The organism is Micromonospora sp. NPDC048905, from assembly GCF_040649655.1.
Classification (GTDB): domain Bacteria; phylum Actinomycetota; class Actinomycetes; order Mycobacteriales; family Micromonosporaceae; genus Micromonospora.
The window spans coordinates 170,459-196,387 of record NZ_JBEZFV010000008.1 but is presented as its reverse complement, the minus strand read 5'-3'; the positions used below and the strand labels follow the sequence as shown (position 1 = coordinate 196,387).

Below are 25,929 nucleotides of genomic sequence, written 5' to 3'. Positions count from 1 at the left end.
CATTGTGACGGCACCCCTACGCCGCTGGCTGACACCCGTGGTGGCCGTGATCGCCGCACTGACCGTGCTCGCCGGCCCCCTCCCGGCCCACGCCGCCCCGACGACCCCCACACCGTCCGGGCACGAGGAGGACGACGAGCCCAAGCTGCTCAACGACGTCATCGAGCAGGTGAACCGCGACTACTCCGCCGCCAAGTCCAAGTTGGACAAGTCCAAGAAACGGCAGTTGGAGTTGGCGCTGGAGGTGGACCGGGCCAAGGCCGACCTGGACGCGCTGGCGCCACAGGTCGGGCAGATCGCCTCCCAGTCGTACCGGACCGGTCGGATCGGTGCGCTGGCGATGCTGCTCGAGAGCAACGCCCCGGACACGTTCGTGCAGCGCGCCGCGATGCTCGACGAGATCAACATGGTGAACGAGAACAAGCTCGCCGAGGTCAACGCGGTGAAGGCCCGTGCCGAGCAGGCCAAACTGCTCCTCGACACCGAGGTCCGCGAGCAGCAGAAGCAGACCGCCGTGATGGCCAAGCGCAAGAGCGAGGCCGACAAGGCGCTCGCCCTGGTCGGCGGCAAGGGCTTCACCGGCGGCCTGGTGGACGCCACCTCGCCGGTCGCCAAGATCGGCCCGGGTCGCACCGCCGACGGCGACTGGAAGGCGCAGTCCTGTAGCGAGAAGGACCCCACCACGTCCGGCTGCGTCACGCCGCGCACACTGCACGCGTACAAGGAGGTCAGGCGGGCCGGCTTCACCCGGTTCGTCGGCTGTCACCGCAATGGTGGACCGTACGAGCACCCGAAGGGCCGCGCCTGCGACTGGTCGCTCCAGAAGAGCGGCTTCTCACCCTGGCACAACGAGGACACCCGGACGTACGGCAACAACGTCGCCGCGTTCCTCATCCGCAACGCGGACCGGCTCGGCATCTACTACGTGATCTGGAACCGGCAGATCTGGTTCCCGGCGACCGGCTGGAAGTCGTACAGCGGGCCGTCGAACCACACCGACCACGTGCACATGTCGATGCTCTGACCCGCAGCATCCTTCGTCGAGGGCCGTTCCGCGTCGCGCGGGGCGGCCCTCGACGCGTCAGGCGGCCGCGACCGGTTCGGCTGACGCGGTCGGCACGCCGAGCGCCGCGAAGCCGGCCGGCACGGCGGCCACCGGGCGCACCACCCCGGCGGCGAGCCGGTACGACACACCCACCACCGCGCACCGTCCCTGCGCCACCTCGGCGGCCAGCACGGGCGACTGCCCGAGCAGCGCCTCGACGGTCTGCGCGATGTGGATGTCGACGATCCCGTCGATGTCGTCCACGCCCTCGGTCTCGGCCCGGCGCAGGCTGGGCAGCACGGCATCGACGACCGCGCCCAGGTGCCCGGGGGGCTGGGTGCCGGTCGCGACGGTCTCCCGCGCCGCCTGCACCGCCCCGCACGAGTCGTGGCCGAGCACCACCACCAGCGGGGTGCCGAGGACGGTCACCGCGTACTCCACGCTGCCGAGCACCTCCGGACCGGCCGTGTGCCCGGCCGTGCGGACCACGAACAGGTCACCCAGCCCCCGGTCGAAGATGATCTCGGCGGCCAGCCGGGAGTCGGAGCAGCCGACGATCACCGCGAACGGATGCTGCCCGTCGGCCACGGCGGACCGGCGCCCGGCGTCCTGGTTGGGGTGGCGCGGGACCCCGCTGACGAAGCGCTGGTTGCCGGCGGTCAGCTCGGCGTACGCCCGGGCCGGCTCGGTGGGTGCGGACGCCTGGTCGGCGATCCGCTGCGAACCCGGCTGGCCGCCGGGAGTTCCAGGACGACTCATCCCCGCACCTCGTCTTCATGCGTCTGACCTGGTCAGAGGGCTTATCAGCGGGCCGGCGGCGGCGCTGGCTCGGGCTCCACCGTCACACGCACCGTAAGATGCGTCAAGGTATGCGTGATTTAGATTTCATACGTTGACACCGGTTCGACCCCTGGGTGCCGCACCGGACGCACGACGGGCGAGACTCCCGGGGGCAGGGCGGACGCCCGGAGAGGCGGTCACACGATGGCGAGCACGGCGACGGGTGCCACCGGCGGCGGGCGGAACTGGACGTTCCTCACCAACCACGGGCACGTGCTGCTGGCCATCGCCCGCGACCCCACCGCCCGGCTACGCGACGTCGCTGCGGAGGTCGGGGTGACCGAACGGGCCGCGCAGGCGATCGTCGCCGACCTGGAGGCGGAGGGTTACCTGCACCGCACCCGCGTCGGACGGCGCAACGAGTACACCCTCAACCCGGCCGGTCGGTTCCGGCACCCCGCCGAGGCCGACCGCCAGGTCGGTGACCTGCTCGCGCTGTTCGCCGAAACGCCCACCACGGAGGTCGCCCCCGAGGTCTGACCCACGCGACACCCACCCTCCACAGTGCACATGGTGGTGGCGGTCACGCCGACCCGGGCCGTCGCCGTGCTGCGCCACGGCAGAGCAGGCGTTAGGTTGGTCGGGTGTCGTCCGCAGTGTTGATCCGCCCGGCCCGTTGGGCTGTGCTGCGGTCACTGCGTGAGCTGACCCGACTGGCGATCACCGCGCTGGTGCTCGCGGTCGGCCTGGGCGGCGCCCTCGCCGCGACCCCACCGCCCGCCTCGACGCAGCTACGGCCCAGTGCCGTGAGCAGCCGGGTGGCGAGTGTCCGTCCCGATGCCGCGCCGGCCACCGAGCGGACGGCCCAGCCCGCTGCCGCCCGGCCGGCTGACCCGGCGGGCACCACCGCGCTGACCTCGCCGATCGCGGAGAGCCGGGGTCAGGCCCCGGCCATCGATCCCGGCCGTGGCACCCCCGCGCGACGCGGGCCACCCGTCCGCTGAGCCTGGCCCGGTGATCCCCGGGGGCCTTGCCCGGCCCCGGGTAGTCCGTCGCAGCAGCTGAGTCGCCCCGACGGGATGACCCGTCGCCCGCTGCCGTCGGGCTCCTCCTGCCACCCGTCGATACCCGCCTTCGACCGCGAGGTGCTGATCATGCAAACCGTTCTCTCCGCCGCCCTGCCCGACCTGTCCCGAGCCGCCGTCATCTGGCTGAGCCTGCTCGGGTTCGTCGGCGTCGCCGTCGCCGCTCTTCTGCTACGGCCCGGCCGGCTCCGCCTCGACCCGGGTGCCCGGATCCGCCGCGCGGCCATGCCGAGCCAACTCGAACAGGCGCAGGAGGAACGGGAGCAGAGCCGCTACGCGCAGGAGGTAGCCGTGGCCGCGACGCGGGCGACCACCACCGCTCAGCGCCGCCGAACGGAGTGGGTGGCCGCGCAGGAGGCGGTCGAGGCAGCCTGGCAGACGTACGAGGCGGCCGAGGCGGCCGTCCGGCGACTCGACGCGGCAGCCGCCATGCCCCTGCCGCAGACCGCCCGCACCCCCGCCGAGTACGCGGACCGCGAGCGCTACCTGCACCGTGCCGCGCTGGACGCGTACTGGCGGCGGGAGTTGTCGGTGGAGCAGCTCAGCGACGTCTTCGCGCACCGCGACGGCTGGGACCCGCGGCTGCACCCGGTCGCACAGGAGCTGGTGCTGCGGCGGGCGATTCGCGACAACCTGGCGGCCCGGCACGCCGCGGCCCGCGAGCAGGAGCAGGTTGCCTGGCGGGCGGCCGAGTTGGCCGTCGCGGCGGCCCGCAGTCTGCGCGAGGAGGCCCACGCGGCCACCGGGCGACGGGTCGCGGAGTCGGCGTCGGTGCTGCCGCTGAGCGAGGTGGTCAAGCCGTCGGTCGAGCAGACCCGGGAAAACACGGTGACCGCTCGCGGCCGCGCGGCGGTGCCCGCGTTCTGAGCCGCGCGGTTCCCGGTGGGTTAGCGTGACGGCATGTCCCGAGAGGCGTGGGTCCTCGTGGTGATCGCCGGCATCCTGGCCATCGCCACACTTGTCGGTGCCGTGGTGCTGGCGGTACGGGTGGTGCGTACGCGGCGGATGTTGACCGGGCTCGGCACCGGCGGCAAGGTCGCCTTCTACGGCGCGCTGATCTACACGATCTTCCCGATCGACGTCCTTCCGGACCCGATCTACCTGGACGACATGGGTGTCCTGGCCGGCGCGCTGATCTACCTCACCCGGCTGGTGCACAAGCGCCGGGCGGCCGCCCACCAACTGCCCGGCCAGCCCGATTCGTCGACCGATCGGGAGCGGGCACGCCGTCAGGTGCCATGATCGGGGTCGGTTCGGTGAACAGGGGACGGGCATGGCGGGCGATCATCGGTTGGACGTGCACGACGAGCGTGTCGTCGCCTTCTGCGCGGAACGGCACCTCGCGACCCTGACCACCATTCGTGCGGACGGGACCCCACACGTCGTACCGGTCGGGGTGACCCTCGACCCGGCGGCCGGGCTGGCCCGGGTCATCACCTCCGGCAGCTCCCGCAAGGCCCGTCAGGTGGCCGCCGCCGGTGCGGCGGGCGCGGCGGTGGCGGTCTGCCACGTGGACGGCCGCCGCTGGCTGACCATCGAGGGCCGGGCGGTGCTGCGATCGGATCGGGCCGCCGTGGCGGAGGCGGAGCGACGCTACGCCGAGCGGTATCGCACCCCGCGTCCTAATCCGGAACGCGTCGTCATCGAGATCACCGTCACCGGGCTGCTCGGGAGCCTCTGACCCCGAGGTACGCAGGAATCCCGCCCGGCCGGCCGTCGTTGCACCCTCTCGCGACGCCCGTACCTCCGCGGCCGGCGGAATGCCCGCCGGAGCAGGGCCGTTACGTCCCCGGTACGGCAGCGGCCCAGACCGCCGCTGGTCGTCGCCCCCGGTGCTGAGCCGAGCGCCATTCCCGGTGCTGCGCCCTCCGCCAGTTGGAGGCGCCAACCCCCGAACGGAGACTCGACCATGAACCCGATCATCCAGAAGAGCGGGCTGTCCGTCGTCGGCATGCTGGTCGCCGGCGGTTGTGCCCTCGGCCCGGCGATGGCCGCCCAGGCCGCACCGGCTCCGGCCGCGCCGACCTCGTCGAGCCAGAGCGACCGGTCCGCCGAGCGGGTCCTGAGCGTCGACTACCAGGCGCAGCCGAACTTCTTCTACTGCGGCCCGGCCGCGACGCGGATCGCGCTGTCCGCCCAGGGCAAGGCGCTCTCCCAGGACGAGGTGGCCACGCTGCTCGGCACCACCGAGGCGGGCACCCCGTCGGCTCTGGACACCACCCGGGTGCTGAACGAGCTGACCGGCGGTAAGTACCGGACCACCGAGATTCGTGACTCGGTGGCCCGCCCGGACCAGGTCGAGCAGCTACGCCGGGACGTGCGGGCCGCGGTGGACGCCGGCCGACCGGTGGTCGCCAACATCAAGGGCACCACCGTGGACACCGCCGGCAACCCGCACTCGTACGAGGGTGGCCACTACGTGGCCCTCGTCGGCTACGGCGACGGTGGCGACACCATCCGGGTCGCCGACCCGGCCGACCCGGCGCTCGGCGAGTACTGGATGAGCCTGCCGAAGGTCGCCAACTGGATCGCCGAGCGCGGCTACTCCTCCTGACCAACCCGAACCGCTCACCGGGCCGGTCGCTCCCTCGCGGGGCGGCCGGCCCGGCTGTCGTCGCGCATCCGGGCGGCCAGGTGCGCACGACGACGAACCCGGGCGGCCCGGGTCGGACGGATCCGCCGCAGTTGTCGCCGCACCGGCGGGTGGACTTCGGCCATGCCGACGCCGGCCGCCCGGCGCACGATCCGGTTGGCGTCGTCGGCTTCGCAGCCGCACGCCCGGAGCAGGTCGCTCGCCGACGTCCGCAACCCGGTAACGAGCGCTTCGCCGAACGACCTGACCCCGCTCGCGGAGGCTCGCCCGGCCAACTCGGCGCTCTCCTCGACCAGCTGGCGGGTGCGCCGGGGATCATCACCCACCCGGTACTCCCTGCGCATCTCTGCCACCGCCTGACCCAGGCGGCCCATCGCGTCCGGCAACTCGCGCGGGATCGGCTCGTCGTACTGGAGTGCGGTCGACGCCCAGCGAGCCAGTGCGCGGGTGTCCAGCAGCAGCCGCTCCAGGTGATCCGCGCTGCGGGCGTACCTGTGGTACTGCTCGCGGCGGTGCCAGCGGGCCGGCGCGATCGTCACCACCTCCTCCGCGCCGCTGAGCGCGTCGTGGAGCCGCCCCAGGTCGGCGTCGGTGCCACGCAGCCGATCCAGGACGCGCAACGTCCCGTCGCCGTCGCGCGCCCGCAACGCCGTCGCCAGATCGGCCAGTTGCGCGCAGAGGGTCGCGTAGATCGGCGCCGCGGCCCGGTCCAGCACTCGCATCGGGTTGATCGGCAACAGCAGCGCCACCACCACCAGACCCACCACCCCGCCGACGAGCGCGTCGAAGATCCGGGGCACCTCCAGCCCTCGCTCCATCGGGGCCAGCGTGGCGATCAGCACGGCCGTACCGCCGGCCTGACCGACGAGCGGGCCGCCCTTGCCGGCCACCAGCAACGCGGCGGCGATGGCCAGCGCGACCACCACGCCGGTCTGCCACGGGCCGGAGCCGAGCAGGAAACGCAGCGTGTCGCCGATGACGATGCCGAGGGCCACTCCGGCCAGCAGCGCGAAGGTGCGCCTCGCCCGCTGCCCGATGGCGGTGGCGATCGTACCGACGGCGGCGGCGGGGGCGAAGACGTGCGATCCGGGGCCGAGCAGATTCTTGGCGAGCAGCGCGGCGATCGCGGCGGCCAACCCGGCCTGGAGTGAGATCACCAGGGTGACCTCCCACTGTCGGGCCCGGATCCGGCCCGCCTGCCCGCTGCGGTGTCGCACCCGTCGGACCGCCCGGCCGCTCCGCTTGGCGGCGTCGTCGAGCCGCGACTGCTCGCGGTCGGCGGGTGGGCGCTCGTCGGTCATGGCGGCGGTTACCCCGGCATCGGCCACGCAATCGTGCCGGTCGCGCCCCACCGACACCACCGGCACCGTGCAGCCCATCGGCATCCGTAGGTTTGCGCAGCCCCGTGGGGGTACCAGGGGCCACACACCTCCCACCGATCCGCAACCGGTAAGGGGCCGTGACATGACCAACCCACCGACCACCGACCAGGACGTCGTCGACATCCTGGTCGCCGACCACCGTGAGGTCGAGACACTCTTCGTCGAGCTGGAAACCCGGCAGGGCACCCCGGAGTACCGCCGCCAACTCGTCGACGTGGTGATCGCCGAGCTCGTCCGACACGCCGTCGCCGAGGAGGCGTACGTCTACCCGACGGCACGCAAGACACTCCCCGACGGCGACGAGATCGCCGATCACGAGATCACCGAACACGCCGACGCCGAGAGGACCATGAAGGACCTGGAGTCGCTCGACCCGTCCGACCCTCGCTTCGACGAGTTGCTCGCCCACCTGACGAGCACCATCCGGCACCACGTGCAGGACGAGGAGAACGAGTTGTTCCCCCGGCTGCGTGCCGCCACGGCCCGAGAGGAGCTCGTCGAGCTGGCCGGCAAGGTGACGGCGTTCAAGAAGGTCGCGCCCACCCGGCCACACCCGGACGCACCGGACCACCCGCCGGCGAACAAGCTGCTCAACCCGGGCACCGGGATGATCGACCGGTTACGCGACGCGCTGAGCGGCCGACCGACCTCGATGAGCGAGCTGCGCGAGAAGCAGCAGCGCTGACCGCGCCCGGTCCGGAACGGACACTCCCGGGTCGCCGAGCTGTCGGCGGCCCGGGAGGTGTGGGGTACGTCAGCGGACCTGATCGCCCTCGCCGGTACGTGCCTGAGCCTGGTCGACGCCCTTGTCGATCTGGTCGTCGTACTTGCCACCGGTGCGCTTGTCGGCCATGTCACCGGCCTTTTCCACACCCTGGTCGACCTGCTTGTCGTGCTTGTCCGTGAAGTCTTTGGCCTTGTCCATGAAGTCACCCACGGCGATCCTCCTCGAATTCGTCTTTCTCCCCCGTTCCCTGGGTCAGCCAGCACAAACGCCGACGGCAACCGGGGCAACACCAGCAAGCCGTACGCGATCACGGCCAACGAGTCCTGACGCGGGGTGTCGGCGTGCGCCCGGGCGGGTACCGACTCGCCGAGATCGAGGAGGACCGACATGGCGGCAGAGGATTCCGGGGCGGGCACCGGGGAGACAACGGACGGCGCCGGACCACGCCACTCGTGGGCGGCGCTGCCCTGGCTGGTCCGGACGGCCGTGCTGTGGAGCGCCTGCCTGGTGGTGATCATCGCCGGGCTCTACCTGTTGGGCCGCATCGCCGTCCTGCTGGCACCGCTGGCCATCGCGCTGGCCGCCACCATCTTCCTCACCGCGCTGCTCGACCCCGTGCTGCTCCTGCTCCGTCGGCTACGCCTGCCGGCGGCGCTGGCCGCGCTGTGCACCGTACTTCTGCTGCTCGGCATCCTGGTCGGTGTCGGCGCCCTGGTCTGGAACCTGACCGCCAGCCAGTTCGACCAGCTCAGCCAGGAACTGACGCAGGGGGTCGAGCGCAGCCGGGACTTCGTGACGTCCACGTTGCCGGTCAGCGAAGCACAGCTGGACCGGCTGGTCGACCAGGCCCGGCAGGGACTCAGCGGCAGCTCGCCGGACCCGGTGGCCGGTGCCCGGACCGCCACCGAGGTGTTCGGCTCCGCGCTGCTCGCCCTGGTGCTGCTCTTCTTCCTGCTCAAGGACGGCCGGTCGATGTGGCGCTGGGTGCTGTCCCGGGTGTCCGGCCCGAACCAGCCGGTGCTGGCGGAGGCCGGTCGGGCCGGTTGGCACACGTTGGGCGCGTACAGCCGGGGCACCATGTTCATCGCCGCCATCGACGCGCTGGGCATCGGGTTGGCGCTCGTGGTGCTGCGGGTGCCGCTCGCCCTGCCACTGGCGCTGATCACCTTCCTCGGCGGTTTCGTGCCGATCATCGGGGCGACGGTGGCCGGCGCAGTCGCCGTGCTGGTGGCACTCGCCGCGAACGGCCCCACCACCGCCCTGCTCACCCTGGCCGCCGTGATCGCCGTGCAGCAGATCGAGGGCAACCTGCTGGAGCCGCTGGTCATGAAGCGGCAGGTCCGGTTGCACCCGGCGGTGATCCTGGTGGCGGTCACCGCCGGCACGCTGATCGCGGGGATCGCTGGCGCGTTCGTCAGCGTCCCGATCACCGCGGTCCTCTGGCGCGTCATCGACACCGTCCAACAGCGTCGCGCCGCCTCGGCCCTCACGTCCTGAGGGTGATCGTCAGCGCAGCCGCGTGGTGAACCACGCGCCAGCCTGCTCGGCGACCTGCTCCAGGGTGCCGGGCTCCTCGAAGAGGTGGGTGGCGCCGGGGATCACCCGCAGCTCACCGATCTTCCCCAACTCCGCGAGCGCCCGCTCGTTCAGCGTGATCACTTCCTCATCCAGACCGCCCACCAGCAGCAATGTCGGGGTACGCACCTGGGCCAGCGCGGCACCGGCCAGGTCCGGCCGGCCGCCCCGGCTGACCACGGCACCCACCCGATCCGCGCGGGACGCCGCCGCGACCAGGGCGGCGGCGGCTCCCGTGCTGGCCCCGAACAAACCAATCGGAACGTCACCGGCGGGACGCTCGACCGCCAACCAGTCGATGATCCCGGCCAGCCGGCTGGCCAGCAGCCCGATGTCGAACCGCAGCTCGGCGGTACGGGCGTCCACCTCGTCCTCGGCGGGGCTGAGCAGGTCCACCAGCACCGTCCCGAGCCCGCGGCCGTGCAGCGTACGGGCCACCGCCACGTTGCGCGGGCTGTGCCGGGAACTGCCGCTGCCATGCGCGAAGAGCACCACGCCGACCGGCTGGGCGGGCAGCATCAGGTCGGCGGGGAGCTGAACGTCCCCGATCGGGATGGTCACCGTGCCGCGCTGCTCGTCCATGCCCACCTCCGGAGCGCTCGTCTGCCGCCCCGGATACCCCACCCACCGCACCGCACGCACCCGAGCGACAGCCGCCGTCGGCCCCGTTTGCCAGACGGACCATCGGGTAGGCGACGAACGACCGCAGACCGTGTCGGCGCAACCGCGCCCCGACGGATCGCGAGGATCGCCATGGCCAAGCAGCAGATTTCTCAGCAGCAGCAGCAGACGACCGAGCAGGCCCGGCGTGAACAGGACGCCGAGCGCGACCCGGACTTCGGCGACCAGGCCGCCTCGGCCCGCCTGCCCGACGATCCGAAGGCCGCGGCGCCCCGAGACGCGATCGGGCGGCCGGCGACCGGCGAACCCGTCTGACGTGACGTGGTGGTGACGGTCGGGGCGGGACCACTCCGCCCCGGCCGTCACTGCTCGTTCGTACGCTCGGGCAACCGCAGCAGTGGTGACCTGCCCGGTGGCTGCTCGGGTGGCGGCCCGGACGGCTCGGCCTCCGGCACCGGCACCGTCACCGGTTCGTCGCAGGTCACCCGCAGCACCTGGTCGTGGTGGCGCAGTTCCACCACGTCGTCCGGACCGCCGTGCCGCAGCGAGTACGTGGTCTGGTGCGGGCGGACATCCACCCGCAGCGCCAGTCCTCGCCACTGCAGGGAGAACTCCAGTCGGCTGAGTCGGCTGGAGAGCCGGGGCGCGAAGGACAACTCGCCATCGTGGTCCCGGAGCCCGCCGAGCCCACTGACCAGGGCGAGCCAGGCGCCGGCCAACGACGCCATGTGCACGCCGTCGCGGGTGTTCTCGTTGAGGTCGTGCAGGTCCATGAGGGCGGCCTCACGCAGGTAGCTGTGCGCGAGTTCCGGGTGGCCCACCTCGGCGGCGAGCACCGCCTGCGTGCAGGCCGACAACGACGAGTCGCGTACGGTGCGGCGCTCGTAGTAGAGGAAGTTGCGGACCTTCTGCTCGGGGGTGAACGCGTCCCCTCGCCAGTGCATGGCGAGGACGAGGTCGGCCTGCTTGACCACCTGCTTGCGGTACAGCTCGAAGTACGGGTAGTGCAGCAGCAGCGGATACTTCTCCGCCGGGGTGTGCGGGAAGTCCCACTCCTGTAGCCGGGTGAAACCCTCCACCTGCTGGTGCACGTCGAGTTCCTCGTCGTACGGGACGTGCATGGAGGTGGCGGCATCCCGCCAGCTCGCCGCCTCCTCGTCGGTGACCCCGAGGTGGAACGCCTCGTCCCGGTAGCGCATCACCACGTCGGCGGCCGCGAGCAGGTTCCGCTGTGCCATCAGGTTGGTGTAGATGTTGTCGTTCTTCACGGCGGTGTACTCGTCCGGGCCGGTGACACCGTCGATGTGGAACTGGCCGTGCCGGTCGTGGTGGCCGATCGAACGCCACAGCCGGGCGGTCTCCACCAGCAACTCCAGCCCGATGTCCCGCTCGAACTGGGTGTCTCCGGTGACCATCACGTAGCGGCGCGCGGCGTCGGCGATGTCGGCGGCGATGTGGAAGGCCGCCGTGCCGGCCGGCCAGTAGCCGGAGGACTCCGGCCCCTCGATGGTCCGCCAGGGGAACGCGGCACCCCTGAGGTTGAGCGTCTCGGCACGCTCCCGCGCCGAGTCCAGCGTGCTGTGCCGCCACTGCAACGCGCTGCGCACCGCGCTCGGCTGGGTGTACGTGAGCACCGGAAGCACGAACATCTCGGTGTCCCAGAAGGCGTGCCCGTCGTAACCGGGACCGGTGAGCCCCTTCGCCGAGATCGGCCGCTGCTCGGCCCGCGCGCCGGCCTGAAGCACGTGGAAGAGACCGAACCGGACCGCCTGCTGCACCTCCGGGTCGCCCTCGACCAGCACGTCGGACGCGTCCCAGAACGCGTCGAGGTAGGTGCGTTGCTCCCGGTGCAGGCCGTCCCAGCCGTCGAGGCGGGCGCCGGCCAGTGCCGCGCCGACCTGGTCGCGCAGTGCGGGCAGGGACCGCCGACTCGACCAGCTGTACGTCAGATACTTGATCACCCGCAGCTTCTCGCCGGGTTTGAGCACACAGGCGATCGTGGTGCGCACCCAGTCCTGGTAGCCCTCGGACTCGATGGTGGTGTGGTCCGGGCCGTGCACCTCGTGCTCCATCGCGGCGGCGACCCGCAGCCCGGAGACCTTGGTGCGGTGGATCAACTGCCCCCCGTCCGGGGTGGTCAGCTCCTCCTCCGCCTGTAGGGGTGACTCCAACACCGCGGCGACCCGGGGGTCCTTGCTCTGCGCGGGCAGCGACTCGTTGGCCACCAGCTCGGACTGCACGATCAGCCGAAGCGGGCCGTCGACGGCCTCCACCTCGTAGCTGATCGCGGCGACCGAGCGCTGGGTGAACGAGACCAGGCGGGTGCTGCGGACCTTGACCTCCCGGCCGGCGGGCGAGCGCCAGTGCAGCTCCCGGTGCAGGGTGCCGGCCCGCATGTCGAGGATCCGCTCGTGGGCCAGCAGTTCCCCGTACCGCACGTCGAGTGGTTCGTCGTCGACGAGCAGCCGCATCAGCTTGCCGTTGGTGACGTTGACGATCGTCTGCCCGGACTCGGGGAAGCCGTAGCCGGCCTCCGCATACGGCAGCGGGCGCAACTCGTAGAACGAGTTGAGGTAGGTGCCGGGCAGGCCGTGCGGCTCGCCCTCGTCGAGGTTGCCGCGCAGCCCGACGTGCCCGTTGGAGAGCGCGAAGACCGACTCCGACTGGGCCAGCACGTCCATGTCGAGCCGGGTCTCGCGGACGTGCCACGGCTCGACCGGATAGGCCCTCTCCCGGATCACGTCTGGTCCCGTGTGGCGCTCGGCTGGTGCGGGGCGGCGGTGCGCGCCGGCGCCGGCGGATCGGCGGCGTCGAGCAGGTCGGCCAGGTCCTGCACCACGACGTCCGCGCCGTGCGCGAGCAACTCGTCGGCCTGCCCGACCCGGTCGACGCCGACCACGTAACCGAAGCCGCCCGCTCGGCCGGCGGCCACCCCGGAGAGCGCGTCCTCGAAGACGGCGGCCTGTGTCGGGTCCACGCCGAGCAGCCTGGCCCCGGCGAGGAAGGTGTCCGGTTCGGGTTTTCCGCGCAGCCCCTGCGCACGAGCGACCAGCCCGTCGACCCGGGCCTCCAGCAGCGGCTCGAACCCGGCGGCGGCGACCACCTCGGCTCCGTTGGCGCTCGCGGTCACCACTGCCCGGCGCAGCCCGGCGGCGGTCGCCGCCTGCAGGTAGCGCACCGAGCCCGGGTAGACCTCGACGCCGCTGTCGCGGAGGCGCTGAAGCAGCAGCACGTTCTTGCGGTTGCCCACGCCGTTGACGGTGTCGGCGTCCGGGGGGTCGTCCGGGCTGCCCTCGGGGAGCACGATGCCGCGGGAGGCGAGGAACGTCCGGACGCCGTCGGCGCGGGGTCGGCCGTCGACGTAGCGGTTGTAGTCCGGCCCGGGATCGAAGGGTTGGAACGGTTCGCCGGAGACGGTGGCGCGCTGCCGGAGAAACTCGTCGAACGTCTGCGTCCAGGCGGCGTTGTGCACGCGGGCGGTCTGCGTCAGCACACCGTCCAGATCGAAGAGACAGGCGGTCACGTGAGCAGGTAGGCCCAGCACGGTACGAATCTATCCACCCCGCTGGGCCCGCAAACCCGTTTCGGCCTCGTTGGCACGGTTTCAGTTGGGTCGCAGCGTCCAGATCACCGTCAGGGCCGAGGTCGGCGTGCCGTCTTCGGTCGCGATCTCCACGTCGACCCCGAACTCCGGCCGCCGGCCGGACTCGAACTCCTCGATCACGTCGAGGGCCGGCCGGCCGAGCCGCGCGGTGGCCCGCACCGGACCCATGGCGAGCTTGCGGTAGGCGATCTCGGCTCGGACGGCGAGCGGCACGGCCCGGTCGAGCAGGTGCCCGAAGGCCGCCAGCACGACCGCGCCGGAGGCCGTCTCGCCGAGGGTGAAGAGGGCGCCCGCGTGCGGGCCGCCGACGTGGTTGTGGGTGGCCGGCGAGTCGGGCATCCGGACGACTGCCCGGACCCCGCCCGCCGCCTCGGGCGCCACCTCGACGAATTCGAGCCCGAGCGTACGGGCGAAGGGCACCGCTTCGAGCATGCCGGCCGCCACCTGGCGGGAGTCGATGGTCATGAGCCGACGTTACTAGCCGGTAACCAGGCCGGCAACAGGCGTTTTTCTCACCTTCGGCAAGGCTCAGAGGTTGGCGATCGTGCGCAGGATCTCGGCGTAGAAGTTGCCGTCGATGCTGCGGAAGAAGGCGAAATCCTGACCCGGGTCGCCGAAGAAGGGGCGCAGCGTCCACGCCAGTTGGGTGCCGACGAAGCCGAAGAGCAGGATCCAGATGTAGAGCAGGGTCATGCTCGCCGGCCGCTGCGTCGGTTCGCCCCGTCGAATCGAGCGGTCGTTCCACGAGTGCGGGTAACCGGGCGGCAGCGTGCTCACCTGAGGCGCACCGGCGGCCTGGCCACTCCCCTGCGCCGGAACATGCGCCGGCGCGGCGGTCGCGCCGTTCGGTGCGGGCTCGGCCACCGCGACCGCGGCCGGTACGGTCGCCGGCGCGGCACCCGCACCGACGGCCGGGGCGGCTGCCGGCGCCGAGACGGTGGGCACCAGGGCCGGCGCCGCCGGAGCCGGGGCGGTGGCGTGCGCGTTGACCTGGGCGTTGGCGGTCGACGGCGCGGCGAGCAGGCCGTGGTCGTTGAGCACCTGCATGCCGCTGGTCAGGAAGCGCAGCCCGACAAGTGCCGACAGGGCCAGGATCGCCACGTTGAGCAGCTTGAAGAATCCGTAGTCGTTCGCGGTGATCAGGAAGAAGAGACTGATCGGCGCGAACGCCACCGCGAGCATCGAGGTGACCGTGATCGCCACCATCACCAGTGCCAGCGACTGGCGCACCGAGAGCCGGGCGCCGAAGACCAGGTTGAACAGGTAGAGCGTGGGCAGGCAGATGACCAGGGTGACCAGGAACAGCAGCGGCAGCTTCAGCGCCGAGGTCAGCGCCATCAGCGGGCTGTGGAAGAAGCCCAGCACCGCCCCGTAGCAGGCCAACGCGATGGCGGAGCTGGTCAGCATCCGCCCGGTCAGCTTGTTGAGGTCACCCTCGGCCACGATCTGCTGCCAGATGCCCTCGCGATCACGCAGGATGCGCTCGATGACGAGCGGGCTGGGACGGTCACCCGACACGGGCGCACCCCTTTCGGTGGTCTTTCACTGTGGACTGGTGGGCAGACGGTAGGGCACCCCGGGCCGGGCCGCCACCCTGCTCCGGTGAGTCCTCAGCGCCAACCCACGTCGATCCGGGCGCCCCGCTCGTCGAAGAAGTGCAGCGCGTCCATCCGAACCGAGACGGCGAGCGGGTGACCGGCGCTGACCGCCGGGTACGGCGCCAACCGCACCGCCAGCTCCGCCGGGCGGCGGTGGTGCCGGCCCGGATCGGGAAGCACGCTGGTCTGGGTGCCACTGCTCGGCACCTCCTGGGGCTCCACCGGCTTACCGGTGAGTCGCTGCATCACCGAGCCGAACCGACGCAGGCCGCGCTGGCCCACCGGCGGCGGCTCGAGCGGCGCACCCATCTCGTCGACCATGATCGCGGTGGCGCCGATGTCGAGGAACGCCAGCGACTCGTGCCCGTGGTGCTCCAGGTAGCGGATCCGCCCGCGCAGCACGTCGCCCGGGCTGTCCGGTGCGACCGGGGTGAGCGCCTCGGCCCGCATGCCGACCACGATCCGCTCACCGTGGTAGTGCGCCACCGCCCGACTGCGGATGTCGTTCCAGGGCAGGTAGAGCGACTGCTCACCGAGGTTGAGCGTGACGTACCGGTCGAGGTGGACGTAGACCGACGCCTCCAACAGGTTCATCCGGGGGCTGCCCAGGAAGGCGGCCACGTAGAGCGTCGCCGGCCGGCCGTACACCTGGGTGGGTGTGCCCACGTCCTGGAGGACGCCCTTACGCATGATGGCCACCCGGTCGGCCATGGTGAGCGCCTCGGCCTGGTCGTGGGTGACGTAGACGGTGGTGACGCCCAGCTCCCGGGTCAGGCCCGAGATCTCCGCGCGCAGCTCCGCCCGCAGGCCGCTGTCCAGGTTCGACAGGGGCTCGTCCATGAGGAACAGGCCGGGCCGGCGGACGATCGCCCGGCCCATCGCCACCCGCTGCCGCTGCCCACCGGAGAGCTGGCCGGGCTTGCGGGCCAGCACGTCACCGATGCCCAGCGCGCTGGCCACGTCGCCGACCCGCTCACCGCGCGGCTCCGGCTCCACCCCGGCCAGCCGCAACGGAAAGGCGATGTTGTCGCCGACGGTCATGTGCGGGTAGAGCGCGAAGTCCTGGAAGACCATGGCGATCTTGCGGTCCCGTGGGGGCAGGTCGTTCGCCAGCTCGCCGTCGAGCAGGACGGCACCGCTGGTCGGGTCCTCCAACCCGGCGATCATCCGCAGCACGGTGGACTTTCCGCAACCGGACGGCCCGAGGAGCACCATGAACTCGCCGTCGTTGACATCGAGATTGATGCTGTCGACGGCCATGGTGCCATCTCTGAATACCTTGGTCACATCCTTGAGCGTGACGGTACTCACCGTCGTCCCCCCCAATGGTCGGCCGAACCCCTGAAGACTGTGACCAGGATCATTGGTTTAGGACATCGGGTAAACGTCCTATGTTGAGTGGGTGACGCTGCTATTAAGCGACAAAAGTCCGATCAGCAGCTTCCGGACCGCTCACCCGGCTCACCGAGGAACACCTGACGCACCACCCGCTCCGCCGCGTGCCCGTCGTCCAATGTGCAGAACCGACCCCGAAAATGCGCGCGCGCCCTGGCCGCCGCGTCCGACCGCACCGCGTCGGTCCGGAACAGGTCGAGCAGATCGTCGAAGGTGGTGGCCACCGCACCCGGCGGTTCGGCCGTCACGTCGAAGTAGACACCACGGGCCAGCCGGTACGCCTCCCAGTCCGGGGCGTACAACACGATCGGCCGATCCAGCACCGCGTAGTCGAACATCGCCGACGAATAGTCGGTGACCAGTACGTCCGCCACCAGGTAGAGATCCTCCACCCGCTGGTGGCCGCTGACGTCGCGGACCCGCTCCCAGTCCGCCGGTCGACCGGGACGCCGATCACGGTCGTGGAAGTAGTGACTGCGCATCAGCAGCCGGCCCGAGTCACCGAGCGCCCGCACGAACCGGTCCGGGTCGAACGGCGGCCGGTAGCCGGGCAGGTGCTCGCGGTGCGTCGGGGCGTACAGCACGACCTGCTCGTCGGGGCCGAGGCCGAACTCCGCGCGCAGTCGGCGCACCTCGTCCGGGCCGGCGGTGACCAGCCGGTCGTTGCGCGGGTAGCCCACCTCAAGGGTCGTGTACGTGGCCGGGTACGCGCGGTCCCACATCTGGGTGGAGAAGCTGTTCGCGCTGACGCTGTAGTCCCAGCGGTCCACCCGGCGCAGCAACCCGGCGAAGTCCATCCGGCCCGCACCGATCGGGTAGCGCTGCTGATCCAGCCCCATCACCTTCACCGGAGTGCCGTGGTGGGTCTGCAGGTGCACCTGCTCCTGTCGCTTACGGACGAAGTCGGGAAAGTTGACGTTGTTGACCAACCAGCGGGCGCGGGCGAGCACCCGGTAGTACGCCGGGGTGCCGGCGACCACGTACTCCACCCCGGCCGGCACGGCGTCCACCCGGTCCCGGCGCACGATCCACACCCCGCGGATCCCCGGCGCCAACCGGCGGGCGACCTCGTAGATCGCCGCCGGGTTGCAGGAGTAACCCCGGTACCAGTACGCGGCGTAAACGGCGAGCGTCGGATCGACAGGTCGTCGCAGCTCGGCCCGGTAGTACTCGCGCAGCAACCCGTCGCGGGTCAGCCGGGCACCGCGCCGGGCGACCGGGCCGACCCGGCGCCGGGCGGTGCGCGCCTTCCGGCGGGCGGCGTCCCGGGCCCGGCTCGCGGCCCGCAACGCGCTGAAGGTGTGCCACCGACCGGAAGCGACAAGCCGGTGCTTGAGCCCCTCCACCCCGTCCGGCACCGGATAGCCGCCGGGTGGCAACCAGCGTTCGTAGTCGGCGGTGATCTGCGCGAAGAACGCCGGCCGCAGCTCCGGGGCGATCCGCTGACCGTTGCCGAGCACGGTCAGGTAGTGCCAGATCATCCGCTCGAAGACCGCCGGTCGCAGGGTGTCCGTCGCCGAGCCCCACGCGTCCATCAGGTGGAAGACCCGGTGCCACTGCGGGAAGACCTCGAAGTGCCGGTCCCCCCGGGTCCGGGTGATCGCGCCGGCGCGGCGTTGCCGATAGTTGACGCAGACCCGATCGAGTACGCCGATCCGCTGCGCCGCCATCAGCACCGGGTAGCTGAACGAGACGTCCTCGTACCAGCCGGGCGCGAACCGCAGCCCCAGGTCGGTCAGGAACTCCCGGCGGACCAACCGGTTCCACGCGGTGTGCAGCAGGCGCATCGCCGCCGGCCGGTCCCGCAACCGGAAGGTGCCCGAGCCGGGCGACTCGGGGAACACCTCGGCCATCGCGCTGCGGGTGGCGGTGTCGTTCCAGTGGGTCCGGACGTGGTCGACGAGCAGCACGTCCGGTCGGGTCACCCGCAACCGCTCGGCGACCTCCGACAGGCACTCCGGCGCCAGCCAGTCGTCGCCGTCGAGGAACCACACGTACTCGCCGACGGCCCGGTCCAGCCCGATGTTGCGGGCCGGACCGAGGCCGACGTTCTCCGGCAGCCGGACCGACCGGACCCGCCGGTCGCGGGCCGCGTACTCGTCGATGATGTCGCCGCTGGCATCCGGCGAGCAGTCGTCGACGGCGATCACCTCGATGTCGGTCTCCGGCTGACCGAGGATGGAGTCCAGGCACTCGCGCAGGTATCCCTGCACCCGGAAGGCCGGCACCACGAAGCTGATCAGGGTCATCCGGCCGTCCCTCCGTCAGCGTGGCGCGGCACCTCCGGCGCTCACCGGCGCGACAAACGCCCGCGCGCTACGGGCCGGTCGGACGAACCAGGCCAGGACGACGCTCACCACGAAAAGCACGAGAAGGTACGCACCGAGTGTAGCCAGCCCGATACCCGCCATGCCGGCAATCGCCGCGAGGGCCAGCAGCACCGACCGTCCCTCCCAGCCCAGCGTGGCCGCGTGCAGCGGTGGTGCCGCCTGCCGCTTCTCCAGCCGGGCGGTCAGGTCGTAGTGGTGCACGGTGAGCACGAAGACGTACCCGAAGATCAGCCAACCTGGCACGTCGCCGACCACGCCCACCGCGATGGCGAACAGGTACTCGGCCGCCCGCAGCGCCGCCGGCACCAGCCAGTCCAACGGCCCGTTGTGCGCCGCCCCGGCACCCAGACCACCGGCCAGCAGCACCAGCAGCGCCACCGGCACCGCCCAGCGCAGCCCGCCCGGTGCATCCCCCAGCAGCGCGACGACCAGCAGCACCGCCGGGCCGAGCGCGGCGAGCACCGCAAGGGTGAGCGGCCCCATCGGGCGGACCACGGGCAGCCGCCGGGCCAACGGCCCGTCGTCGCGGTGCAGGGTGGCATCGACCGTGTCCAGCACCGGCACCCACATCCAGCGGGCGCGCAGCGTCCGTAGAGCCCCGGTGTACGCGAACGCCAGCACCCCCCAGACCAGCACCGCGATCAGGCTGACCAGCGGATTGAACAGCGCCACGGTCACCGCGATCAACGCCCAGCGCTCACCGATCGGGAAGACCACCGTGCGCTTGAGCCAGTACGACACCGAGCCGGTGTCCGCCTGCACCCGGGTCGACGCCGCGTTCAACCGGTCGCCGATGCCGCCGCTGGCACCCGCTGCCGTACGCGGTCGGCGGGCTGCCTCGTCGTGCAGCGCCCCGTACCAGGTGTCGGTCATGTGCCGGACGGTCTGCAACGTCATCGCGGCGATCGCCAACGCCCAACCGTTGCCCAACCCGGCGTGACTCACCCCGAAGCCCAGGCCGGCGTAGACCAGGTATTCCTTGGCGCGGTCCGCCATGGTGTCCAGCCAGCCGCCCCAGGCGCTGAAGTGCCGGGTGTAGCGGGCCAACTGGCCGTCCACGCAGTCCAGCACGAAGCCGAGATAGAGCAGTACCGCGCCGCCGACGAGGGCGGGTCGTCCGCCGACCCCGAACAGGACCGCCGCGGCCAGCGCGAACAGCACCGAGATCGCCGTCACCCCGGTCGGGGTGAGCCGGAGCCGGGCCGACAGCCGGACCACGTACGGCGACCAGGTGCTGACGAAGTAGGTGGAGAAGAAGTCGTCCTTCTCCTTGACCGACAGCCGCAGCTCGGCCCGGTCCTCGTCGACAGCTGTCACCGCGGCTTCGGCAGCCGCCAACCCAGACGCGTCCGTGACCCGGTGCGCGACGAGCAGGCGTACCCGCTGGGCGAAGATCAGGGTGCCGAGCGCCGCGAGACCCGCGACGAGCCGGTCCACGGCGGACCCGGGGGCGCCGTGCCCGGCTCCCCCGGCAGCCGGCAGCGGCGACACATCGCCGACCGGACCGATCGGGGCGGCGACCGGGAGCACCCCGGACGCGGCGGCACGGGCGGCGGCGGCAAGAGTCGGCAGGTCGTCCACACCGACCCGCAGCGCGCCACCGAACACGCCGGTGGCGTCGCCGTCGAGTGCCTCCAGCGGGCCGGCGTCCACCACCTGGCCGCGTTCCTCACGCACGGCGGTCCGACCGGGCACCGGCGGGTCGGTGAGCACCAACGCCACCGTCGGCCCGACCGGGCTGGTGGCCAGGTGCCGCAGCACGGCCGTGTGGGCGACCAGGTCGGCGCCGGTGATCAGCAGCGGGCCGTCGGCGTCGTCGACAAGCGCGGCCAGCTCGTCGAGGTCGCCGGCGAACCGCACCTCGTCCGCGCCGGCCCGGCGCAGTTGGGCGGCCAGCCGCTCGGTCAGGGGCTCGCCGGTCGACGTGGTCAGGCCCGCCGCGGGAGTCCCGGCGGCGAGCACGATCGCGAGCGTCACCGCGGAACCGCGGCGTGGTACGCGTCGAGCGCCTCGGCGATGGTGCCGTCGAGCGTCAACCGGCCCGCGTCGAGGTACAACCCCCGACGGCAGAACCGGGTCAGGTCCTTTTCGTTGTGTGACACCAGCACCAGCGTGCGCCCCTCCCCGAGCAGACGATCAATCGTCGCGTAGCACTTCTTGCGGAACTCCGCGTCTCCAACCGCGGTCACCTCGTCCATCAGCAGGATCGGGTGCGGCAGGTGCGAGATGATCGCGAAGCCCAGCCGCACCTTCATTCCCGACGAGTAGTGCCGCACCGACGTGTCGATGGCACCCTGCACCTGCTCACCGGCGAACTCGACGATCTCGTCGAAGTGCCGCTTCAGGTAGCCCGTCGACAGCCCGTGCAGCCCACCGACCAGGTGCAGGTTCTCCCGTCCGGTCAGGTCGTTGGCGAAACCGGCGGACAGCTCCAGCAACGGCGCCACCGCGCCGTGCACCCGGATGCTGCCCTCGTCCGGGATGAGCACCCCGGCGATCAGCCGCAGCAGGGTGCTCTTGCCGGTGCCGTTGCGGCCGATCACCCCGACCGTCTCGCCCGGCTCGACGGTGAACGACACGTCGCGCAGCGGCCAGAACTGGCCGGGCAGGGCGCCGCGCCCGCCCCGGTGGATGAACAACTCCCGCAGCCGTAGCTGCCGGCGCCGGTTGCGGACGAACCGGATGCCCAGGCCGTCGGCCTCGATGATCGGCGCGGCCACGTCAGAGTTCCTTGAGTACGGCAGGTTCCAACCGGCGGAACGACCACCAGCCGGCGGCCAGCACCAGCACGCTGCCGACGACAGTCGTGGCGAGCAGCCGGGCGTTCGGGAACTCGTCCGGGTACCAGATCGCGTGGTGCAGCTGGAAGATCCCGACCAGCGGGTTCAGCTCGTACACCAGCTTCAGCCAGCCGGGCAGCTCGGACTCCCGGACCAGGCTGAGCGGATAGATGATCGGCGTGGCGTAGAAGAGCACCCGGATGATCAGCCGCAGGAACCGTTCCACGTCGCGCATCAACACGTTCCACGCGGACAGCAGCAGGGCCAGCCCGGTCAACAGGACGGCCTGGACGGCCACCGCGAGCGGCAGGGCGAGCAGCGACCAGCCCGGGTGGATCCGACCGTGCACCGCGTAGATCACCGCGATGGCGATCAGGATCGGCAGGCCGGCAGCGTACTCGGCGAACCGGCCGGTGACCCGGCCGATCGGGAAGACCTGCCGCGGCACGTTCATCGTGGTGATCAACCGGGACTGGCCGGTCAGCGCGTTCGTCGCCTCGCTCAACGCCGAACTCGTCCACATCCAGGCGAAGATCCCGGTGATCAGGAACAACGGGTACGACCCCGCCGCCTCACCCAGATGCCGGCCGGTGTCCTGCGAGTAGAGCACCCCGAACACGAACCAGTAGATGGCGCCCATGCCGAGCGGCTCGATCAACGACCAGAAGTAGCCGAGCACCGACTGCTGGTACTTGACCGCCAGATCCCGTCGGACCAGGATGCGCAGCGAGTTGCGGTGCGACCACAACGCCGCGACGCCAGAGGTCACCGCGAGCCTCCCGCCTCCTGAAACGGACGACAGGTTAGCAGTCGGTGAACGAATGCCCCGAATCCGCCGGACTCAGCACTCGATCACGTTGACGGCCAGACCGCCACGCGCCGTCTCCTTGTACTTGACCTTCATGTCGGCGCCCGTCTCCCGCATGGTCTTGATGACCTTGTCCAACGACACCTTGTGCACACCGTCGCCGCGCAGCGCCAGCCGGGCGGCCGTGATCGCCTTGATGCTAGCCACCGCGTTCCGCTCGATGCAGGGGATCTGCACCAGGCCACCCACCGGGTCACAGGTCAATCCGAGGTTGTGCTCCATCCCGATCTCGGCCGCGTTCTCCACCTGCTCCGGGGTGCCGCCGAGCACCTCGGCCAGCCCGGCCGCCGCCATCGAGCACGCCGAACCCACCTCACCCTGGCAGCCGACCTCCGCGCCGGAGATCGACGCGTTCTCCTTGAACAGCACGCCGATCGCGCCGGCCGTCAGCAGGAACCGCACCACGCCATCGTCATTGGCACCCGGCACGAACCGGGTGTAATAGTGCAAAACCGCCGGAATGATCCCGGCCGCGCCGTTCGTCGGCGCCGTGACCACCCGGCCGCCGGCCGCGTTCTCCTCGTTCACCGCGAGGGCGAACAGCGTCACCCAGTCCATCGCGTGCAGCGGGTCGGGCGTCCCGGCGTCCGCCTCCAGGCCACGCCGCAGCTCCGCCGCCCGCCGCCGAACCTTCAACCCACCAGGGAGTACGCCGTCGCGCTCACAGCCGCGCTCCACGCACTCCCGCATCACCCGCCAGATCTCCAGCAGGCCCGCCCGGATGTCCGCCTCGCTGCGCCAGGAACGCTCGTTGGCCAACATCACCTCGCTGATCGACAAGCCGGTGGATGTGGTGACGTCGAGGAGCTGCCCGCCGGTCAGGAAGGGATACCGCACCCGCGTGCTGTCCGGCTTGATCCGGTCCGCGCCCGCCGCGGCCTCGTCCACCACGAACCCACCACCGACGGAGTAGTAGGTGCGGCTGCGCACCTCGGCGCCCTTGTCGTCGTACGCCGCGAAGGTCATCCCGTTCGGGTGGTACGGCAGCGAACGGCGGCGGTGCAACGTCAGGTCCCGATCCAGGTCGAAGTCGATCTCGTGCGCGGCCAGGATGCTGATCCGCCGCTCGGCCCGGATCCGCTCGACCCGAGGGCCGATGCTGTCCGTGTCGACCGTCTCCGGCGCCTCGCCCGCCAACCCGAGCAGCACCGCCGGACCACTGCCGTGGCCGTGCCCGGTGGCACCCAACGAGCCGAACAGCTCAGCCTGCACCCGCGCGACCTCGGTGAGCAGCCCGTCGGCCTTGAGCCCGGCAACAAACGTCCGCGCGGCCCGCATCGGCCCCACCGTGTGCGAGCTGGACGGCCCGATACCGACGCTGAAGAGGTCGAAAACACTGATCATGGCTGCGCTTCCTCGCCGTCGTCCCGGCGTACGGGACCCGGCCGCCCCAGGACCGCCGGTCTGGCAGCCCTGCTCGTGATCACCGGGGTATGAGTTCCGGCCGCCCGGGGTGTGGGTGGCCGATCTGCCAGCCTACCCGCCCAGCTCAACGCCCCACCCGACCACCGGGAGTGTGCACCTGCCCGCCATCCCACCGCCACCCGCCCGCCTCGCACGGCCGCCGCCCGGCCAACCCAGCAGGGCCGCACCGCGCCGCCGCCCCGCAAGATCGTGCTCGATCCTGGTTCTAGTGGTCTCCCTCCGTCCTCGATGCCCCTACAACCAGGATCGAGCGCGATCTTGCACGGACACCGGGGCGGACGGACGCGGCGGGCGCCGGCGGGCGGGCTCGGAGAGGCGTCAGCGAGGGGCTGCCCGGGTAAAGCACCTACGGGTCCACGGGTCGCCGCTCATCCTCGGGACGGAGGGCGAGGTGGCCACCCCCTTCTACCGTGGATTGCAGACGCGGCGCACCGCCGCAGAGTGGGAGTACGACGATGAGTCGCAAACTGGTCCGGCCCCGCGAGGGGCGCATGCTCGCCGGTGTCTGCGCCGGCCTCGGTCGACGGTTCGGCATGTCCGCCGGGATGGTCCGGCTGCTGTTCCTGCTGTCCCTGCTGCTGCCCGGCACCCAGGTGATCGTCTACCTGGTCCTGTGGGTGCTCATGCCGAACGAGGACCGCTACCTGGCCTCCACCCAGCACTGACGCTCGCCGCACACCGCCCCATCGGCCCCACATCGCGTTCGGAAGGCCACCACAACCACGTTGTGGTGGCCTTCCGCGAAGCCGAAGCCCGCCGGTCTCCAAGGTTGGCGCCGCGCCGACCCACCGACGCCCTCCAAACGCCACCCCAACCCGCCTCATCCAGGCCGTTCGGCAGCAACTTCGGTGAAGTTGCTGCCTCACGAGCGGCGGAGGTAGCACCATCCCTGAAGTTGCGCGGATCTTGAGCATGGGGGGTCGGGAACAGGCGGAGACGAGGCACGCCCGCCCACGGGCACACCCACGCCCACCCGGCCCCACGGCCACGCCCGCCGGCCCACGCCCCTGCCCGACCCACGCCCCCATGCCCGGCCCCGGCGCACAGGGCATTCCCCGACGGATGCCGTCGCGGCCCACCTGTAGATCCACTCGACATTGCTGATGGCGGGGTGTCCGTGGCATCGGGACACCCCGCTTCTGCTGATGTCGAGTGGATCATGGCGAGGGCGGGCGGTGACGGAACAAAGCGCGACGCCCGCTCCGACGGACGTCGGGGCGGGCGCTCGGCACTACGGAATTGCCAGGTCAGGGGGCCGTGTAGGTAACGGTGACCTGCTCATAGCCGAGGGATCGCAGCAGCCCTTCCAGCATCTTGCGGGTGTTCTCCTCGGCGCGGGCGGAGAGCCCGCTGTCCCGGGCGGCGGCGGTGATCCGTTCCTCGGCGAGCTGGTAGATCTGCTGCTGCCGGTTGGGGTCGTTGCCGACCAGGTCACCGAGCCGGTTGAGCAGACCACGCTGCTCCGCGAAGACGTAGCTCTTCTCCATGTCGAGATTGGTCTCGCCGAGCTGCGGCGCGGGCAGCTTGATCTCGACGGACTTGCCGTCGGCGGACCGGACGATGGCACCGTCACTGATCTTGGTGAAGTCGACGTACGCCTCAATGCTCCCGGCGCCGACGAACAGGGTGCGCTCGTTGAGCAGGAAGTCCGGCACGTTGCGCCTGTCGTTCTGGGTGTCGACGACGACCTGGAAGTTGCCCTCCGCGGCCACGTAGCGGCTGAGGTCCTGGATCGACTTCAGCAGCGGTGGCTGGCTGCGGTCGGTCTGCTCCTTGGCGAACGGGTTGCGGAACTCCGGCAGGAAGCCGGTCGCCTGGATGCCGAGCAGCACCACCACGGCCAGCGCGGCGGCGCCGAGCAGCAGGAGCAGGCCGCGAGCGGCCCCACCACCACCGCCGTCGCCACCGGCCGTCGGGCCACCGGGAGGACCGGCCGGAGGGCCACCGGGAGGACCGGCCGGAGGGCCACCGGGCCCACCCGGGCCGCCAGCACTTCCAAAGCCGCCCGGTGTATCGGTGGTCGGCTCGGGTGTAGCGGTCGACCGCTCCCGGAGATCGTCGCCGGTCGGGTAACCGGGGAACTCCCTCGTGGGCTCGTTGTTGCCAGCGTCGCGGGTCATC

At 71.5% G+C, this 25,929-nt stretch carries 26 protein-coding genes; 11 read left to right on the top strand and 15 right to left on the bottom strand.

Translation table 11 applies throughout. The features are described from left to right. Positions 1-4: 4 nt before the first annotated feature. On the top strand, positions 5-1,024 hold the full coding sequence (locus tag AB0C01_RS22220; RefSeq protein ID WP_357251993.1) for a hypothetical protein: 1,020 nt from the start codon (positions 5-7) through the stop codon (positions 1,022-1,024). Positions 1,025-1,081: 57 nt separating this feature from the next. Here AB0C01_RS22220 and AB0C01_RS22215 read toward each other — a convergent pair whose 3' ends face one another. After that, on the bottom strand, positions 1,082-1,804 hold the full coding sequence (locus tag AB0C01_RS22215) for a carbonic anhydrase (protein ID WP_357251990.1): 723 nt from the start codon (positions 1,802-1,804) through the stop codon (positions 1,082-1,084). Between the two features lie 225 nt (positions 1,805-2,029). Here AB0C01_RS22215 and AB0C01_RS22210 point away from each other — a divergent pair, with 225 nt between their 5' ends. The 6 genes from AB0C01_RS22210 to AB0C01_RS22185 all read left to right on the top strand — a co-directional run bounded on the left by AB0C01_RS22210 (position 2,030) and on the right by AB0C01_RS22185 (position 5,464). Further along, entirely contained in the window at positions 2,030-2,365 is a 336-nt protein-coding gene (locus AB0C01_RS22210) for a MarR family winged helix-turn-helix transcriptional regulator (RefSeq protein ID WP_357571992.1), read from the top strand. Between the two features lie 104 nt (positions 2,366-2,469). Continuing rightward, entirely contained in the window at positions 2,470-2,829 is a 360-nt protein-coding gene (locus AB0C01_RS22205; RefSeq protein WP_357251983.1) for a hypothetical protein, read from the top strand. A gap of 150 nt (positions 2,830-2,979) precedes the next feature. After that, positions 2,980-3,777: a hypothetical protein gene (locus AB0C01_RS22200; protein ID WP_357251980.1), complete on the top strand. Its 798-nt coding sequence runs from the start codon at positions 2,980-2,982 to the stop codon at positions 3,775-3,777. Positions 3,778-3,810: 33 nt separating this feature from the next. Further along, positions 3,811-4,152, top strand: coding sequence for a YkvA family protein (locus AB0C01_RS22195; RefSeq protein ID WP_357251977.1), 342 nt, complete (start codon positions 3,811-3,813; stop codon positions 4,150-4,152). 31 nt (positions 4,153-4,183) lie between these two features. Further along, entirely contained in the window at positions 4,184-4,591 is a 408-nt protein-coding gene (locus tag AB0C01_RS22190; protein ID WP_357251974.1) for a TIGR03618 family F420-dependent PPOX class oxidoreductase, read from the top strand. Between the two features lie 228 nt (positions 4,592-4,819). Continuing rightward, positions 4,820-5,464 (top strand): C39 family peptidase, encoded by a 645-nt coding sequence (locus AB0C01_RS22185; protein WP_357251971.1) that lies wholly within the window; start codon positions 4,820-4,822, stop codon positions 5,462-5,464. A 14-nt stretch (positions 5,465-5,478) separates the two neighbouring features. On the opposite strand, the gene AB0C01_RS22180 is transcribed toward AB0C01_RS22185, so the two are convergent. Further along, positions 5,479-6,804: an FUSC family protein gene (locus AB0C01_RS22180; RefSeq protein ID WP_357571991.1), complete on the bottom strand. Its 1,326-nt coding sequence runs from the start codon at positions 6,802-6,804 to the stop codon at positions 5,479-5,481. 163 nt (positions 6,805-6,967) lie between these two features. Between AB0C01_RS22180 and AB0C01_RS22175 the strand changes: the two genes are divergently transcribed. Further along, positions 6,968-7,570, top strand: coding sequence for a hemerythrin domain-containing protein (locus AB0C01_RS22175; protein WP_357571990.1), 603 nt, complete (start codon positions 6,968-6,970; stop codon positions 7,568-7,570). 69 nt (positions 7,571-7,639) lie between these two features. On the opposite strand, the gene AB0C01_RS22170 is transcribed toward AB0C01_RS22175, so the two are convergent. Next, positions 7,640-7,822 carry an antitoxin gene (locus AB0C01_RS22170; protein ID WP_357251962.1) on the bottom strand — a complete coding sequence of 61 codons (183 nt, stop codon included), beginning with the start codon at positions 7,820-7,822 and terminating at the stop codon, positions 7,640-7,642. Between the two features lie 177 nt (positions 7,823-7,999). On the opposite strand from AB0C01_RS22170, the gene AB0C01_RS22165 reads away from it, so the two are divergent. Continuing rightward, positions 8,000-9,109, top strand: coding sequence for an AI-2E family transporter (locus AB0C01_RS22165; RefSeq protein ID WP_357571989.1), 1,110 nt, complete (start codon positions 8,000-8,002; stop codon positions 9,107-9,109). Positions 9,110-9,118: 9 nt separating this feature from the next. Here AB0C01_RS22165 and AB0C01_RS22160 read toward each other — a convergent pair whose 3' ends face one another. Further along, positions 9,119-9,769 carry a dienelactone hydrolase family protein gene (locus AB0C01_RS22160; RefSeq protein WP_357571988.1) on the bottom strand — a complete coding sequence of 217 codons (651 nt, stop codon included), beginning with the start codon at positions 9,767-9,769 and terminating at the stop codon, positions 9,119-9,121. A 171-nt stretch (positions 9,770-9,940) separates the two neighbouring features. Between AB0C01_RS22160 and AB0C01_RS22155 the strand changes: the two genes are divergently transcribed. Next, on the top strand, positions 9,941-10,123 hold the full coding sequence (locus AB0C01_RS22155) for a hypothetical protein (protein WP_357571987.1): 183 nt from the start codon (positions 9,941-9,943) through the stop codon (positions 10,121-10,123). Positions 10,124-10,170: 47 nt separating this feature from the next. Here the strand turns inward: AB0C01_RS22155 and AB0C01_RS22150 are convergent, their stop codons facing one another. The 10 genes from AB0C01_RS22150 to AB0C01_RS22105 form a co-directional block, all read right to left on the bottom strand. Further along, positions 10,171-12,549 (bottom strand): glycosyl hydrolase family 65 protein, encoded by a 2,379-nt coding sequence (locus AB0C01_RS22150; RefSeq protein WP_357251950.1) that lies wholly within the window; start codon positions 12,547-12,549, stop codon positions 10,171-10,173. Further along, complete coding sequence (locus AB0C01_RS22145; protein WP_357571986.1) at positions 12,546-13,352, bottom strand: beta-phosphoglucomutase family hydrolase; 807 nt, start codon at positions 13,350-13,352, stop codon at positions 12,546-12,548. The genes AB0C01_RS22150 and AB0C01_RS22145 overlap by 4 nt, the downstream gene beginning before the upstream one ends. A 60-nt stretch (positions 13,353-13,412) precedes the next feature. Next, complete coding sequence (locus AB0C01_RS22140) at positions 13,413-13,877, bottom strand: DUF4442 domain-containing protein (RefSeq protein WP_357251944.1); 465 nt, start codon at positions 13,875-13,877, stop codon at positions 13,413-13,415. A 63-nt stretch (positions 13,878-13,940) separates the two neighbouring features. After that, a complete protein-coding gene (locus AB0C01_RS22135) occupies positions 13,941-14,930 on the bottom strand; it encodes a hypothetical protein (protein WP_357571985.1) in 990 nt (329 codons plus the stop codon). 92 nt (positions 14,931-15,022) lie between these two features. After that, on the bottom strand, positions 15,023-16,321 hold the full coding sequence (locus AB0C01_RS22130) for an ABC transporter ATP-binding protein (protein ID WP_357571984.1): 1,299 nt from the start codon (positions 16,319-16,321) through the stop codon (positions 15,023-15,025). A gap of 122 nt (positions 16,322-16,443) precedes the next feature. Next, complete coding sequence (locus AB0C01_RS22125) at positions 16,444-18,654, bottom strand: bifunctional glycosyltransferase family 2 protein/CDP-glycerol:glycerophosphate glycerophosphotransferase (protein WP_357251935.1); 2,211 nt, start codon at positions 18,652-18,654, stop codon at positions 16,444-16,446. A gap of 15 nt (positions 18,655-18,669) precedes the next feature. After that, complete coding sequence (locus AB0C01_RS22120) at positions 18,670-20,667, bottom strand: DUF5941 domain-containing protein (RefSeq protein ID WP_357252062.1); 1,998 nt, start codon at positions 20,665-20,667, stop codon at positions 18,670-18,672. Between the two features lie 41 nt (positions 20,668-20,708). Next, on the bottom strand, positions 20,709-21,455 hold the full coding sequence (locus AB0C01_RS22115) for an ABC transporter ATP-binding protein (RefSeq protein WP_357251932.1): 747 nt from the start codon (positions 21,453-21,455) through the stop codon (positions 20,709-20,711). Between the two features lies 1 nt (position 21,456). Next, positions 21,457-22,284 carry an ABC transporter permease gene (locus AB0C01_RS22110; RefSeq protein ID WP_357251929.1) on the bottom strand — a complete coding sequence of 276 codons (828 nt, stop codon included), beginning with the start codon at positions 22,282-22,284 and terminating at the stop codon, positions 21,457-21,459. A gap of 72 nt (positions 22,285-22,356) precedes the next feature. Next, on the bottom strand, positions 22,357-23,727 hold the full coding sequence (locus AB0C01_RS22105) for an L-serine ammonia-lyase (protein ID WP_357571983.1): 1,371 nt from the start codon (positions 23,725-23,727) through the stop codon (positions 22,357-22,359). Between the two features lie 536 nt (positions 23,728-24,263). On the opposite strand from AB0C01_RS22105, the gene AB0C01_RS22100 reads away from it, so the two are divergent. Next, on the top strand, positions 24,264-24,473 hold the full coding sequence (locus AB0C01_RS22100) for a PspC domain-containing protein (protein ID WP_088951236.1): 210 nt from the start codon (positions 24,264-24,266) through the stop codon (positions 24,471-24,473). Positions 24,474-25,055: 582 nt separating this feature from the next. Here AB0C01_RS22100 and AB0C01_RS22095 read toward each other — a convergent pair. Then, positions 25,056-25,928 carry a DUF4230 domain-containing protein gene (locus tag AB0C01_RS22095; protein ID WP_357571982.1) on the bottom strand — a complete coding sequence of 291 codons (873 nt, stop codon included), beginning with the start codon at positions 25,926-25,928 and terminating at the stop codon, positions 25,056-25,058. Between the last annotated feature and the right edge of the window lies 1 nt (position 25,929).